Source organism: Mycobacterium sp. 3519A, from assembly GCF_900240945.1.
GTDB lineage: Bacteria > Actinomycetota > Actinomycetes > Mycobacteriales > Mycobacteriaceae > Mycobacterium.
On the sequence record NZ_OESG01000012.1, the window covers coordinates 614590 to 627856 of the forward strand.

At 66.5% G+C, this 13267-nt stretch carries 14 protein-coding genes, 1 tRNA gene and 1 pseudogene; 7 read left to right on the forward strand and 9 right to left on the reverse strand.

The features are described 5' to 3' along the window. Nucleotides 1-111 precede the first annotated feature (111 nt). A pseudogene (locus tag C1A30_RS05195) lies at nucleotides 112-279 on the forward strand (helix-turn-helix domain-containing protein); the annotation flags it as partial. Here C1A30_RS05195 and C1A30_RS05200 read toward each other — a convergent pair. From C1A30_RS05200 to C1A30_RS05220, 5 genes are read right to left on the reverse strand one after another with little or no spacing between them, the layout of a single operon-like run. Further along, on the reverse strand, nucleotides 280-1101 hold the full coding sequence (locus C1A30_RS05200) for an SCO1664 family protein (RefSeq protein WP_101947157.1): 822 nt from the start codon (nucleotides 1099-1101) through the stop codon (nucleotides 280-282). Then, complete coding sequence (locus C1A30_RS05205) at nucleotides 1085-1672, reverse strand: DUF3090 domain-containing protein (protein ID WP_101947653.1); 588 nt, start codon at nucleotides 1670-1672, stop codon at nucleotides 1085-1087. Before C1A30_RS05205 ends, C1A30_RS05200 begins: the two co-directional genes overlap by 17 nt. 45 nt (nucleotides 1673-1717) lie before the next feature. After that, nucleotides 1718-2434, reverse strand: coding sequence for a histidine phosphatase family protein (locus tag C1A30_RS05210; protein ID WP_101947158.1), 717 nt, complete (start codon nucleotides 2432-2434; stop codon nucleotides 1718-1720). Next, entirely contained in the window at nucleotides 2431-3261 is an 831-nt protein-coding gene (locus C1A30_RS05215; protein WP_101947159.1) for an undecaprenyl-diphosphate phosphatase, read from the reverse strand. Before C1A30_RS05215 ends, C1A30_RS05210 begins: the two co-directional genes overlap by 4 nt. Nucleotides 3262-3306: 45 nt before the next feature. Next, a complete protein-coding gene (locus C1A30_RS05220) occupies nucleotides 3307-3618 on the reverse strand; it encodes a hypothetical protein (protein WP_101947160.1) in 312 nt (103 codons plus the stop codon). 171 nt (nucleotides 3619-3789) lie between these two features. Here C1A30_RS05220 and C1A30_RS05225 point away from each other — a divergent pair, with 171 nt between their 5' ends. The 3 genes from C1A30_RS05225 to C1A30_RS05235 are packed head-to-tail and all read left to right on the forward strand — an operon-like array spanning nucleotide 3790 to nucleotide 6082. Beyond that, nucleotides 3790-4773 (forward strand): YncE family protein, encoded by a 984-nt coding sequence (locus tag C1A30_RS05225; protein WP_101947161.1) that lies wholly within the window; start codon nucleotides 3790-3792, stop codon nucleotides 4771-4773. Beyond that, a complete protein-coding gene (locus C1A30_RS05230; protein WP_067801898.1) occupies nucleotides 4770-5018 on the forward strand; it encodes a DUF5703 family protein in 249 nt (82 codons plus the stop codon). The genes C1A30_RS05225 and C1A30_RS05230 overlap by 4 nt, the downstream gene beginning before the upstream one ends. Then, a complete protein-coding gene (locus C1A30_RS05235) occupies nucleotides 5018-6082 on the forward strand; it encodes a quinone-dependent dihydroorotate dehydrogenase (RefSeq protein ID WP_101947162.1) in 1065 nt (354 codons plus the stop codon). Before C1A30_RS05230 ends, C1A30_RS05235 begins: the two co-directional genes overlap by 1 nt. Here C1A30_RS05235 and C1A30_RS05240 read toward each other — a convergent pair. From C1A30_RS05240 to C1A30_RS05250, 3 genes are read right to left on the reverse strand one after another with little or no spacing between them, the layout of a single operon-like run. After that, entirely contained in the window at nucleotides 6065-6529 is a 465-nt protein-coding gene (locus C1A30_RS05240; RefSeq protein ID WP_101947163.1) for a nitroreductase family deazaflavin-dependent oxidoreductase, read from the reverse strand. The two genes, C1A30_RS05235 and C1A30_RS05240, sit on opposite strands and share 18 nt — an antisense overlap. Beyond that, entirely contained in the window at nucleotides 6516-7046 is a 531-nt protein-coding gene (locus C1A30_RS05245) for a YbhB/YbcL family Raf kinase inhibitor-like protein (protein ID WP_101947164.1), read from the reverse strand. The genes C1A30_RS05240 and C1A30_RS05245 overlap by 14 nt, the downstream gene beginning before the upstream one ends. Before the next feature lie 22 nt (nucleotides 7047-7068). Continuing rightward, complete coding sequence (locus C1A30_RS05250; RefSeq protein ID WP_101947165.1) at nucleotides 7069-8412, reverse strand: M20/M25/M40 family metallo-hydrolase; 1344 nt, start codon at nucleotides 8410-8412, stop codon at nucleotides 7069-7071. 70 nt (nucleotides 8413-8482) lie between these two features. Here C1A30_RS05250 and C1A30_RS05255 point away from each other — a divergent pair. Together C1A30_RS05255 and C1A30_RS05260 are read left to right on the forward strand one after the other, a co-directional pair. Beyond that, nucleotides 8483-8568: transfer RNA gene (locus C1A30_RS05255), tRNA-Leu, on the forward strand. A gap of 517 nt (nucleotides 8569-9085) precedes the next feature. Beyond that, nucleotides 9086-10513 (forward strand): PE-PPE domain-containing protein, encoded by a 1428-nt coding sequence (locus C1A30_RS05260; RefSeq protein ID WP_235009659.1) that lies wholly within the window; start codon nucleotides 9086-9088, stop codon nucleotides 10511-10513. 28 nt (nucleotides 10514-10541) lie between these two features. Here C1A30_RS05260 and C1A30_RS05265 read toward each other — a convergent pair whose 3' ends face one another. Then, the gene (locus C1A30_RS05265; protein ID WP_101947167.1) at nucleotides 10542-11360 is read right to left on the reverse strand and encodes an SDR family NAD(P)-dependent oxidoreductase; all 819 of its coding nucleotides are present in this window, start codon (nucleotides 11358-11360) and stop codon (nucleotides 10542-10544) included. A 56-nt stretch (nucleotides 11361-11416) separates the two neighbouring features. Here C1A30_RS05265 and C1A30_RS05270 point away from each other — a divergent pair, with 56 nt between their 5' ends. Continuing rightward, nucleotides 11417-13210, forward strand: coding sequence for an FAD-binding oxidoreductase (locus C1A30_RS05270; RefSeq protein ID WP_101947168.1), 1794 nt, complete (start codon nucleotides 11417-11419; stop codon nucleotides 13208-13210). Nucleotides 13211-13267: the final 57 nt, after the last annotated feature.

The window sequence follows — 13267 nt, forward strand, 5'->3', positions numbered from 1 at the left end:
GCCGTGCCGTGGAATCCGTGGCTGGCTGGCGGTGGGGCGGCGAAGGACGAGGGTGCGGTGACCGAGCTTCGAGACGTGACAATGCAACAGGCCGCGACGGTGTAGAGCTGGCAGGTCCGACACGATCTGACGCAGACGGAGTTGGCCCAACTGATCGGCGCCACCCGCGAAAGCGTCAACAAGGCGCTGTGCGACTTCGTTGCCCGTGGCTGGATCACCACGGACGGCAAGATGACGCTGATCCACCAGCCCGAGCGGCTGGCTCACCGGGCGGGTTGATCAGAACGCGGGCCACGGGATGGGCCTGCGCCGGTCCGGTGTCGGCATCACCGGGTTATCCAGCAGCCCAACGGTTCTGGCGTGCAGTGCCGCGACCTCGCGGCGGGTGATGTGCGCACGAAGTCGATCGCCGAGGTCACCGCGGATCTGGTCACGCAGTCGGGCAACGGCTTCCAGCATTTCGTCGTCGACGGGCTTCCCGGACCAGCCCCACAGCACGGTGCGGAGTTTGTCCTCGACGTGCAGGCTCACGCCGTGGTCGACGCCGTAGACGTGGCCGTCGACGCCGCACAGGATGTGCCCGCCCTTGCGGTCGGCGTTGTTGATCAGCACGTCGAAGACCGCCATCCGACGCAGCCTGATGTCGTCGGCGTGCACCAGGGTCACTTCGTCGCCCGCGTAGTCGTAGGCCTGCAATACGGGCAGGAAGCCCGGCGGGATGTGGCCCGCGGGCAGCAGGTCGACAAGATCGGGTCCGGCCTGTGGTTCGTCGCCCACCTCTCCGAGACTTGAGCCGGGTTGGTCGACCCACACCTGCAGCATGCCGGGGCCGGCAGGCCCATCACGAATGATGGTGTGGGGCACGATGTTCCAGCCCAGCGCGGCCGAAATCAGGTAGGCGCTCAGTTCGCGTCCCGCCAGCGTGCCGTCGGGAAAGTCCCACAGCGGAGCCTCGCCCTTGATCGGCTTGTAGACGCAGTGCGCCTGCAGCTCACCGAGGTGAGCCTCGCAGAGGAAGGTGGCGTTGCTCGCTGACCGGATCCGGCCGATGACCGTCAACTCGCCGCGCTGCAGCACCTCATCGTTATGAATCGGCGTCATCGTCGGACCCGGCAAGGGCGCCGCGTCGATAGCCGTTGGTGCGCACGCAGATGTGGCCCTCCGGGTCGAGCGGCTCATCGCACAGCGGACATGGCGGGCGGCCAGCCGAGATCACCCGGTTGGATCGCGTCGCGAACTGACGAGCCGATTCCGGAGTCAAAAACACCCGCACCGCGTCGGGTCCCTCCTCGGCGTCGTCGAGCACCACCGACGCGTCGAACTCGGTTTCCGACACCGCGAGCAGTTCGACGACGACCGTCTGCGCCTCCGAATCCCAGCCCAGCCCCATCGTGCCGACCCGGAACTCGGCATCGACGGGGGTGATCAGCGGGCTGAGGTCCTCGACGTCGCCGGTCTCGGGCGGGATGGGCGTGCCGAAGCGACGGTTGATCTCGAGCAGCAGCGCCGCGATGCGCTCAGCGAGCACGGCCACCTGCTGCTTCTCCAGCACCACCGAGATCACGCGTTTGTCGTGCACCGCCTGCAGATAGAACGTGCGGTTGCCTGGCTGCCCGACGGTCCCGGCGACGAACCGGTCGGGTGTACGGAAGACGTGAATTGCGCGGGCCATGGCACCCTCCAAAATACCGGCATAGCCTCGTCGGCCGTAATTCCGTCAATCTGTCGAACCACCGATTACCGCATCCTCCGGCGGCAGCTCGTCGTCCTTCTTCTCGGCTTGGCCGTCGGCCGTCGCCGGCTTGGCCAGCAGCCCGGCAGTCAGCGCAGCACCAGTGTGGTTGACGTGGATGACGAACGGACGCAACGCGGTGTAACGGATCACACTCATCGACGCGGGATCGGCGGTGATGCGCTGGAAGCTGTCCAGGTGTGCGCCGAGCGCGTCGGCGACGATCGCCTTGATCACGTCGCCGTGCGTACACGCGACCCACAGCGCGTCACCCTCGTGCAGTTCGGCCAGCTTGCGGTCGTGTTCACGCACGGCTGCGACCGAGCGGGCCTGTACGTGGGCCAGCCCCTCGCCGCCGGGGAACACTGCGGCGCTGGGCTGCTGCTGGACGACCGCCCACAGCGGTTCCTTCACCAGATCGCCGATCTTGCGGCCGGTCCAGCTGCCGTAGTCGACCTCGGAGATGCGCTCGTCGACGATGGGGTCCAGGCCGAGCGCCGCGGCGAGTGGTTCCACCGTGCGCCTGCAGCGCAGCAGCGGTGACCGCACGATCGCCCGGATCGGCAACCCGGCCAGCCGCTCGACAATCGCTTGCGCCTGCTCTGCGCCCTTGTCGTCGAGGTCGACCCCGTTGGTGCGACCGGCCAGGGTGTGCGCGGTGTTCGAGGTCGACCTGCCGTGCCGGAGCAGGATGACCGTCATGTCGCGGAGACTACCCCGGCGGCGAGCAGGGCGATCACCACGGCGCCGAGCACCACGCGGTAGCCGACGAACCAGTACATGCTGTGCCGCACCAAAAAGCGCAGGAACCAGGCCACCGCGAGGAAGCCGATGACGAATGCGATCACGGTGGCGACGAACAGTTGCGGGCCGCTGGCGCTCATCCCCTCGCCGACCGGATGAAAGGCGTCGGGCAGCGAGAACAGACCCGAGGCGAACACGGCGGGGATAGCGAGCAGGAAGCCGAACCGGGCGGACAGTTCACGGTCGAGTCCGAGGAACAGCCCCGCGCTGATCGTCGCGCCCGAGCGCGAGACGCCGGGCACCAGCGCCAGACACTGCGCCAGGCCGACGATGATGCTGTCCTTCCACGTCAGCTGTTCGGCGTGCCGGGTCTGCCTTCCGACGTACTCGGCGACCGCGATCACGACGGAGAACACGATCAGCGCGCTGGCGATGAGCCACAGATTCCTTGCGCCAGTACGGATTTCGTCTTTGAACAGCAGACCAAGCACCCCGATCGGAATGGTGCCGATGATGACGTACCAGCCCATCCAGTAATCGAGGTTGCGGTGCGCCGCCACGAACAGGCCGTTGAACCAGGCCTTCAGGATGCGCCCGATGTCGCGCGCGAAATACAGCAGCACCGCCAGTTCGGTGCCCAACTGGGTGACCGCTGTGAACGAGGCACCCGCGTCGTCGTCGAAGAAGATTCGCGAGGCGATCGCGAGATGTCCCGACGACGAAACAGGCAGGAACTCTGTCAACCCCTGTATCACCGAGAGAACGACGACTTGCAGCCACGACATCGCAGGCGCGTCAATCACGCCGACGACCGTACCGTGGGGTTGCTGTCAGCGCGCTGTGCGTGTCACCGGCTGCGCGGCGGCCACCGCGTCGCGTACCGCCGCGGAGACACTGCGCTCATCGGTGACGTCGATGTCGGTGAGCTTGCGACTGGCGACCGCGACGACGTCCTCGGCCTGCGGCACCGGCCCCGCGATGCGCGGCCGGTACACCTCGACGACCAGCACCTGCTTCTCGACGTGGAAGGAAAAACTGCGCCCGTCCCCGACCTGGCCAAAGCCGCTGGCGTGCAGACCTGTGGTGATGTCCTCGATAGCAAACTGTTGGTTACCCAAATCCCTGTCTGCGGCGAGGGTCATGATCGAACCATACCTTCGCGAACGTCGCCGAGCGCGACGGACGTGGCCAAATGTGGATAACCGGCTTGCCTACACTTGCATTTCGATTGAAATCCAATTCGCACGTCCGAGAGCTACCCCTTGTTTCGCGGTTCAAACGCCTTTGCTCAGCTAATTCGAGCCAGCGCTGTCGTGCTGGCAACCATCGGATTGGCCGGTTGCTCGGCTAATCATCCCGACGCCCCACCGGCGACGATCGTGCCCGCACAGGCCGCAGAGTCGCCCCCGGTCACCGCGCCGCCCGACGGCGTGGTGCGGCCGCTGACCGGCCTCGCGCAGGTCGCCGTCTTCGATGCGGCAACGACGTCGTTGGCGGTACTCAGCCCCCTTTTGGGAAGCCAGTCACAGGTGACTGTGGTGCCGGTGACCGGCCCGCCCCGACCGGTCACGCTGCCTGCTCCCGCGACGGCACTGGCGGGTGACAACGAGGGAACGGTGTACGCGTCGACCCGCGGCGGCTACTTCCGCGTCGACCTGCGCGCGGCCACCGCCACCCGGGTCGACGTGGAAGGTCAACCGGACACCGACTTCACGGCGATCGCCAGGCGCGCGGACGGCAGATTGGCGTTGGGCAGCGCGGACGGGGCGGTCTACACGCTGAGCTCCGACTCGAAGGTCGGCGCGTCGCTGAAGATCTTCGCGAAGGTGGATGCGCTTGTCGCACAAGGCAATACGATTGTGGTGTTGGACCGGGGCCAGACTTCGGTGACCACCATCTCGGCCAGCGGTGAGGAAGCTGAGCACGCGCTGCGGGCCGGTGAGGGGGCCACCACCATGGCGGCGGACTCCGCGGGCCGGGTGCTGGTCGCCGACACCCGCGGCGACGAACTACTGGTGTTCGGCACCGACCCGCTTATTTTGCGCCAGCGTTATCCGGTGCAGGGGGCGCCATACGGGCTGGCCGGATCGTCGAAGCTTGCCTGGGTGTCGCAAACGGCGAGCAACACGGTGGTTGGTTACGATCTGGCTACCGGTATCCCCGTGGAAAAGGTGCGTTATCGAACCGTGCAGCAGCCCAACTCGCTGGCCTTCGACGAAGCGTCTGGCACCCTGTATGTGGTGTCTGGCTCGGGAGCAGGTGTGCAGGTGATCGCGAACGCGGAGAAGCATCAATGACGCAGATGCACCGCGGACGGATGCCGGAGGGCTGGGACAACGATCTGTCAGACGACTACGAGTGGATACCGCTGCGGCTGCCGCCGGAGTTGACCAGGATCAGCGCCTCCACCCGGCTGTCCATCGAGGCCGAATACCGCGGGTGGGAGCTCACCAGGGTCCGGTTGTACACCGACGGAAGCAGGCGGGTGCTGCTGCGCCGCAAGAAGACCGCTGCGGACAGACTGGACCAGCCCGGCCTGTGATGTACGGCGCGCTGCGCAGGGCGTTCTTTCTCATTGCGCCCGAACGCATTCACACGCTGGTGTTCGCCTTCCTTCGCGTCGTGACTGCGGTGCGACCGCTGCGCCTGGCGCTGACGCGGTGGCTGGCGCCGCGCGATCCTGTGCTTGCCAGCACGGTGTTCGGGGTGCGATTCCCTGGACCGCTCGGCCTGGCAGCAGGTTTCGACAAGGACGGCAAAGGGCTGCACACGTGGGGCGCGCTCGGTTTCGGCTATGCGGAGATCGGCACCGTCACCGCGCAGGCCCAACCGGGTAATCCGCAGCCGCGGATGTTCCGGCTGCCCGACGATCGCGCGCTGCTGAACCGGATGGGATTCAACAACCACGGTGCGGCCGAACTGGCGCTGCGCCTGACCCGCACCACACCCGACGTGCCCATCGGGGTCAACATCGGCAAGACGAAAGCCACGCCCGCCCAGGACGCAGTTGCCGATTACGCCCAAAGTGCCCGTCTGGTGGGCCCGTTGGCCGACTTCCTGGTGGTCAACGTCAGCTCTCCGAACACGCCAGGGCTGCGTGATCTGCAGGCGGTCGAATCGCTGCGGCCGATTCTCGCCGCCGTGAAAGCGGAGACGTCGACGCCGGTTCTGGTCAAGATCGCCCCGGATCTGTCCGATGAGGATGTCGACGAGATCGCGGATCTGGCAGTCGAATTGGGGTTGGCAGGGATCGTCGCGACGAACACCACGGTGTCGCGCGACGGGCTGGCGACGCCCGGTGTCGAGGCGTTGGGCGCAGGCGGGGTGTCCGGTGCGCCGGTCGCGCAACGGTCCGCCGAGGTGTTGCGCCGGTTGTACCGGCGGGTCGGTGACCGGTTGGTGTTGATCAGCGTCGGCGGCATCCAGACCGCCGACGACGCGTGGGATCGCATCACGTCGGGCGCGTCACTGCTGCAGGGCTACACCGGCTTCATCTACGACGGCGGCTTGTGGGCCAAGCACATTCACGACGGCATCGCCCTGAGGCTGCGCGAGGGCGGGTTCGCCTCGCTGGCCGATGCGGTGGGCTCAGGAGTCCCGCGCTAGGTCGAGTCGCACCATCGGCAGCTTCAGATCCGGGGTGTCGAGCGCGGCCGACATCGCCGCCTGCAGCGTGCGCCATGCCCGCGGATGGTGCCGGGCGTAGCGGTCCAGGGTCTCGTCGACGGCCTGCGGGGTCATCGGCGTCGCGGTCGCGGTCGCATCGCGGCGCAGTCCCACACTCACCCGGACGTGTGGGTCGGCAACGACGTTGCGATACCACTGCGACTTCTCACCGAACCCCGACACAATGACGTACTGGTCGGGGCCGGGGCGGTCGACCACCTCGAGTACCGCATATCGACGCGCCCCGCTCTTGCGGCCGATGTGCTCGAGCATCAGCATGCGATGACCGAACAGGACGCCGAGATGCGCCCGGTAGAGCCAGATCGGTGCCCGAACCAGCGTCCGGGTCTGCAGTATCCGCGCGAGAAGCGCGCTACTTCTGCTCATACGTGCCGTGGATGACGGCCCGCGCGATTGCGTTCATGAACAGGTTGAAGCCCAGGTAGGCCGGGCTGGCGTCACCGTCGACCTCGAGTTTGTCGACCTTGACGGCATGCACCGCGATGAAGTACCGGTGCACACCGTGGCCCTGTGGCGGCGCGGCGCCGATGAAGCGGCTGAGTCCCGCGTCGTTGCGCAAAGTGATTGCGCCACCTGGCAATTCGCTGCCGTCGCCGGCGTTGGCAGCCAGTTCGGTGACGGTGGCGGGCAGGTTGGCGACGGCCCAGTGCCAGAAGCCCGATGCCGTCGGCGCGTCGGGGTCGTACACCGTCACGGCGAAGCTGCGGGTCTCCTCGGGGAAGCCGGACCACGACAGCTGCGGTGAGACATCGTTGCCTCCCGCGCCCATGATGCCGCTGACCTGGTCGTTGCTCAGGGGCTGGCCGTCGGTGACCGACTCCGAGGTCAGCGTGAACGACGGCAGCTTCGGCAGGAAGTCGTAGGGGTTGTAGTCAAACGCCATGGTGGGTCGTCCTTTCTGGTGGTCAGCAGTGCAGAAGGAAGTGCTCGAGAACCTGGGTGCCGAACTTCAATGCGTCAACGGGTACCCGCTCGTCGACGCCGTGGAACAGCGCGGTGAAGTCCAGATCCGGCGGCAGTTGCAGCGGCGCGAACCCGAAGCAGCGAATTCCCAACTGCATGAACGCCTTTGCGTCGGTGCCGCCGGAAAGCATGTAGGGCACAATGCGCGCGTCCGGGTCAACGGACAGGATCGCGCCGTTCATGGCGTCCACCAGGTCGCCGTCGAACGTGGTCTCGTACGACGGCAGTTCGGTGATCCACTCGCGCGTCACGTCGGGGCCGATGATCTCGTCGACCTCGCGCTCGAAGGCTTCCCGCCGACCGGGCAGGATGCGGCAGTCGACCACCGACTCGGCGGTGGCCGGGATGACGTTGGCCTTGTAACCGGCCTTCAGCATGGTGGGGTTGGCGGTGTCGCGCAGCGTGGCGCCGACGACGCGGGCGATCGGCCCGAGCTTGGCGATGGTGCCCGCCAGGTCGGGCGAGTCGACGTCGAACTGGTAGCCGGTCTCCTCGGTGATGGCCTGCAGGAACTGGCTGACGGCGTCGGTCATCACCAGCGGGAACTCGTGGCGGCCGAGTTTGGCGGTGGCCTCGGCAACCGCGGTGACGGCGTTGTGGTCGTGGATCATCGAGCCGTGACCGGCGAAGCTGCGCGCGGTCAGCTTCATCCACATCATCGACTTCTCGGCGGTCTCGACCAGGTACAGCCGCCGCTCACCGCCGTCCTTGCGGGGCACGGTCAGCGAGAACCCGCCGACCTCGCCGACGGCCTCGGTGACGCCTTCGAACAGCTCCGGCCGGTTGTTGACCAGCCAATGGGCGCCGTATTTCCCGCCTGCCTCCTCATCGGAGACGAACGCGAACACCAGATCGCGGGGCGGCACGATGCCTGCCCGTTTGAAGTGCCTGGCGATCGCGATGAGCATGCCGCACATGTCCTTCATGTCGACCGCGCCGCGACCCCACACGTAGCCGTCCTCGATGGCCCCGGAGAACGGGTGCACGCTCCAATCCGAGGCCTCCGCGGGCACCACGTCGAGGTGACCGTGCAGCAGCAGCGCGCCGCGCTCGGGGTTGGCGCCCTCGAGCCTGGCGAACACGTTTCCCCGGCCCGGTGCGCCTGCCTCCACGTACTGGGTGGTGTAACCGACCTCCTCAAGCTGTTCGGCCACCCAGCGGGCGCATTCGGCCTCGCCTTTGGTGGTTTCGGGTTCGCCGGTGTTCGACGTGTCGAAGCGGATGAGCGCGCTGACGAGGTCGACCACCTCGTCTTCGGAGTTGGGGGGAGGCGTCACAGTCACCATTCGTACCATTGAGAGGACCGTTCGGTTTGGGCGCGGGCTGTCTCATCCGATAGCCTTAGCTGCCCAACTGGTCCGAGTGGCGGAATGGCAGACGCGCTAGCTTGAGGTGCTAGTGCCCTATTAACGGGCGTGGGGGTTCAAGTCCCCCCTCGGACACCCGACTGAGGCGAGTGAAGTGAATGCTCGCATTCACTTCCGAGCCGATGGAGTGTGTTGAGCGGCGAAGCCGCAATCACACACGACCAAGCCGTGCGAAAGCGATAGCGCTCGCTTTTCGAGGCGCTCCGCGGCGCGGCACCGCAAAGTGGCAGTCAAGTCCTCAACGGCCTCATCCTCGAACGGACTACGTGCTGCCGCCGGAGCGGACAGCAAAGTGCAGTAGTGCGCTACTGAGTTCGGCCCGGCCCCACGGCAGCACGATTCCTCGTATTGCACGACACCACAGTGGGCCGGGTTTACCAGCGTCGGCCGACACGGATTGGGGACGACGATGGGTACCGCAAAATATGTCGGCCGTGTGGGGGCATTGGCTGTCGCACTGGGAGTGGCAGCCGCGAGCGTACCGGCAGCGACGCCGACGGTGTCACCGAACGTAGGGCTAACGGCGGATTCGACGGCGTTAGTCGTGTGCGGCCTCGGTTGCCCGACACCAGACGCCTACTTTGTTGACAGCATGATGGACCGATTCGTCACGCCGACGCATCCGGGCCAGACCCTCACACCGGTCGGGGTGACCGGGCCCACGGACTCCTTTCCCCTACTGGGGATCTTGCGACTTATCGCGAGTCTGACAGGGGATCCGAAGGTCGTTCCGAATTTGTGGCCGGACGAACCGTGGTGGAAACTCACGGGGCTGTTCGACCGCACCAACGATCAGGCGGTGGCCGCCGGGGTGAGCGATCTCGAGGCGGCGATGGCCGCGCACGGCAATGACCATCTGGTGATTGCCGGCGAGTCGGGGGGCGCCGCTGTCGTAGTAGCGGAGAAGCGCAAGCTCGCCGCTCAGTACCCGAAAGGCACTACCGCGCCGGACATCAGCTTTGTGCTGGTCGGTGACCCGAGTGTGCCCAACGGCGGCCTCAATTCGCGGTTCCCGGGCTTCCCCAGTTTCTTCCTTGGTACGTTCACCAGCGCCGAGCCCACCGATACGCAGTTCCACACCGACGTCGTCATCCGCCAGTACGACATGGCTTCCGACTTCCCGCTGTATCCACTCAACTTCGTCGCAGACCTGAACGCCGTGCTGGGGTTCTTCTATGTGCACACGTATCCGTTCGACGTCGGCCTGCCTGCCGACCCCACGAAGTCGCCTGCGTATCAAGGTACGTACGGCGACTCCAGTTACTACTTCTTCCCGACCGACGAACTGCCGTTATTCGCACCTCTGCGCCAGGTGGGAGTGCCCGAAGGGTTGATTGATGTGGTCGAGCCGTTTTTCCGGGTACTGGTGGAAATGGGTTACGACCGCAGCATCCCGGTGTGGGAACCCACCCGGGCGCGGCTGATTCCGGCGCTAGACCCGGCGAAGGTGGTCACCGACCTCGCCGCCGCTGTCGGCGAAGGCGCGAACAACGCCGTCGCCCTGGTAAGTAACCCGTCGAAACTGATCCCGACGATCCCCCCGCCGATCGTGGCCAATGTGGCGACCCTGGTGTCGATGCTGCAGACGGTCGCGGCACGACAGACGCCGACCACGACCGTCAGCCCGATCAAGCCCGCCGCCGGTGGACTGCCGTCCGCCGCTTCTGCGCCGGTCACTCTCGCGGCACCGGCCGGCAATAGCGGAAAGGCGGATGTCTCTCCATCGGTGGAGTCGACCGGCACTCAGTCCCGCTCCGAGCGGGTGACGTCGACGAAAAAGAAGGCAGCGGTGCGCGCGCCAGAGCCGTCGGACGGTGACGCCAAAGCAGAGACGCCGAAGCCCATTGTGCGGCCAATGAAACGTCGGCCGGCGGTGCGCGATTCGCTCGAGGTGGGCAAGCAGATACGCGATCCGGTGCGCCACATGGGTCGGGGTCGCCATAACAACGAGGCCGACGGTGACACCGTGAGCGGCGAATCGCCCTCGGCGTCGTCGGGCGGTGACAGCGGCGGGTCTTAGGAAGCCAAACGATTCCGCCATCACACCTTCATGCCTCGTTCGGCATGTTCGTCCAGCCCTTGCCGTCGGCACGGGCATACCACCCCGCAGCGGCCAGCGTGCCGCCGTCCACAGGGATCGTGTGCCCGGTGACGAAGCGGGCGTCGTCGGACGCGAGGAACTCCACGACGGCCGCGTAGTCGTCGGGCCTGCCGAACCGGCCGACCGGGATCCACGTCCTGATCAAGTCGGGGTCGCGGCCGCGCAGCATCAGCGCGGCGGGCGTCTGCGCGGTGTCGGCGAGGTCCGGGGCGATCGCGTTGACCCGTATCCCGTGCTGCGCGACGTCGACTGCCAGGCTGCGGGTGAACGCCACCACGCCCGCGTTGAATGCCGCATACGGCGCGGCGTACGGGATGCCGCGAAACGCCTCCACGGTCGCGTTGTTGACGATCACGCCTCCTTCCCGCTCGACCATCGCGGGCAATACGGCGTGGCACATGCGGAGCACATGCAGCAGGTTCAGTTCGTAGAGGGTCTGCCACTGCTCCTCAGTGCTGTGCAGGAAGTCGCGGGCCGCGGGCCGAAAGTCGCCGACGTTGTTGACCAGGATGTCGATACGTGAATCAGCAACGGCCAGAGCCGTTTTGGTCACTGCAGTCACGACGTCGCGGTCGCGGATGTCCCCGACGACGGTGGTGCATGATCCGCCCCGTGCGGTGATTTCGTCGCGGGTGGCCGACGCCGCCTCGCCGTCGATGTCGTTGAGTACGACATGCGCACCCGCCACGGCCAGTCGCCTGCTGATGCCGCCACCGATGCCGAGTGCCCCACCCGTGACGATCGCGACCTGTCCCGAGAACCGCATCGGGACAGTCTCACAAACCGAGCCGCATCCCAGTTGGAGGACGAGACAATTAGGTCATGTCAGGGGGCGCGCTCGAATCGGATCTTCGTAGGCTCATCGGCCCCGACGCGGTCTCGGTAGACGCGTCTACCCGCCTCGCGGCCGGAACAGACTTCGTCACCCAACGCGGTGTACCTCTCGCGGTCGTGCGACCTACTTCGAGCGATCACGTCGCGGCACTGCTGGACTATGCCGGCGGGCGGGGCATCAAAGTCGTCCCACGCGGCGCGGCGACGAATCTGTCGGCGGCGGTCGCACCGGGCGACGACGCCCTCGTGATGGATCTGGCACGAATGAATCGGATCCTCGACATCGACGCGGAAGCACGTCGCGCGGTCATCGAGCCGGGGGTAGTCAACGCCGATCTCAAGGCCGCCGCCCTCGCGCAAGGTTTGGTGTACGCGCCAGATCCAGCGTCCGCCCCGATTTCGACGATCGGCGGCAACATAGCCGAAAACGCGGGCGGCCCCGCGTGTATCAAGTACGGGGTCACGTTCCACCACGTGATCGCGTTGGACGTCGCGCTGGGCGACGGCCGCGTGGTCACCTTGAGCGACGATGACGACGTCGACCTACTCGGTGTGGTGATCGGGTCCGAGGGCATCCTTGGCGTCGTCACTCGTGCGGTCCTCAACCTGATACCGATCGCGGCAGCGCGTTGGACAGCACTGGTGTCCTTCGACCGCGTCGAGGAAGCCACACATACGGTGTCGGAGATCATTGCCGCGGGGGTACTTCCAGCCGCGTTGGAGCTGTGCGACAAGCGGGCCATGGAGGTCATGGAGGGCTATCTGCCGTCCGGCTATCCGTTGAACAAGGCCGCGATGCTCATTGTCGAACTCGACGGCACACACGATGAGGTCGGCCGAGACACCCCTGTGATCGAAAACATCCTGCGGCGAAGGGATCACGAGCTTCGTACCGCGGTCGACGAGGCCGAACGCGCGGCGCTATGGGCGGGTCGGCTCGCGACGGGATTCGCGGTGCGCGAGGTGGGTAAGGCGTACTACATCTGTGATTCAACGGTGCCCCGCCAATGGGTGCCCGAGTTGATGACTCGCAGCGCAGAGATCGCGGCAGGCGCTGGATTGGACGCCATGATCCTGGGGCATGCCGGCGATGGAAACCTGCACCCGGTTCTTTTCTATGACCCAGACGAACTCGGCACTGTGGAGGCGGCCGCTGAGGCGATCGCCGATGCGGCGCTCGAACTCGGTGGCACGCTCACCGGTGAGCACGGAATCGGTACTGCGAAGCGGGACCTGATGCGTCGAGTGTTCACCCCGCCAGAGCTCGCAGCGTTCCTGGCGATCAAGCACGCATTCGATCCCGACGACCTACTCAACCCCGGCGTCATGTTGCCCACGCCAGTGCACCCCGAGCCTGACCTCAAGAAGTTTGGTGACGCGGTGACAGCAGCACTCTCGGGGCGTCGAAATACCTTGCCGGCTCCGCGCATTGGATGCGATACCGACATTGCGATCGACACTGAGAACATGAGCGTCAGCGCGGGCGGCGACGCGGCCTGTCGCGACGTGGCTGCTGCGGCCAGGGCCGCTGGACTGTCGTGTGTGGCCATGGAGTGCGACGGGAACGTGGCCGACGCGATCGAGCGCACGGGGCACCGGCAGCCGGCGCGAAGGGCGCTCCTCGGTGTCGAGGCGGTGCTGAACGACGGACACCACGTGAAGTTCGGCAGCGCAGCCATGAAGGACGTTGCGGGACTGGATGCCAAGCGACTCGTCGCGGGCGGCGCCGGCGAATTCGGCCGACTCACCCGCGCGGTTCTTAGGGCGATCCCACAACGGTGACCTAAGTCCCTTGCGGGGCGTGTCGGCGCCGGTGGTGAATGGAGGTGCGCCATCGAT

Coding starts and splice junctions, on each gene's coding strand:
- C1A30_RS05205 (WP_101947653.1), bottom strand. CDS start 1,672: ATGGCCCGCGCAATTCACGTCTTCCGTACACCCGACCGGTTCGTCGCC.
- C1A30_RS05220 (WP_101947160.1), bottom strand. CDS start 3,618: ATGACCCTCGCCGCAGACAGGGATTTGGGTAACCAACAGTTTGCTATC.
- C1A30_RS05210 (WP_101947158.1), bottom strand. CDS start 2,434: ATGACGGTCATCCTGCTCCGGCACGGCAGGTCGACCTCGAACACCGCG.
- C1A30_RS05200 (WP_101947157.1), bottom strand. CDS start 1,101: ATGACGCCGATTCATAACGATGAGGTGCTGCAGCGCGGCGAGTTGACG.
- C1A30_RS05270 (WP_101947168.1), top strand. CDS start 11,417: ATGTCAGGGGGCGCGCTCGAATCGGATCTTCGTAGGCTCATCGGCCCC.
- C1A30_RS05215 (WP_101947159.1), bottom strand. CDS start 3,261: ATGTCGTGGCTGCAAGTCGTCGTTCTCTCGGTGATACAGGGGTTGACA.
- C1A30_RS05240 (WP_101947163.1), bottom strand. CDS start 6,529: ATGAGCAGAAGTAGCGCGCTTCTCGCGCGGATACTGCAGACCCGGACG.
- C1A30_RS05245 (WP_101947164.1), bottom strand. CDS start 7,046: ATGGCGTTTGACTACAACCCCTACGACTTCCTGCCGAAGCTGCCGTCG.
- C1A30_RS05235 (WP_101947162.1), top strand. CDS start 5,018: ATGTACGGCGCGCTGCGCAGGGCGTTCTTTCTCATTGCGCCCGAACGC.
- C1A30_RS05250 (WP_101947165.1), bottom strand. CDS start 8,412: ATGGTGACTGTGACGCCTCCCCCCAACTCCGAAGACGAGGTGGTCGAC.
- C1A30_RS05260 (WP_235009659.1), top strand. CDS start 9,086: ATGATGGACCGATTCGTCACGCCGACGCATCCGGGCCAGACCCTCACA.
- C1A30_RS05230 (WP_067801898.1), top strand. CDS start 4,770: ATGACGCAGATGCACCGCGGACGGATGCCGGAGGGCTGGGACAACGAT.
- C1A30_RS05265 (WP_101947167.1), bottom strand. CDS start 11,360: ATGCGGTTCTCGGGACAGGTCGCGATCGTCACGGGTGGGGCACTCGGC.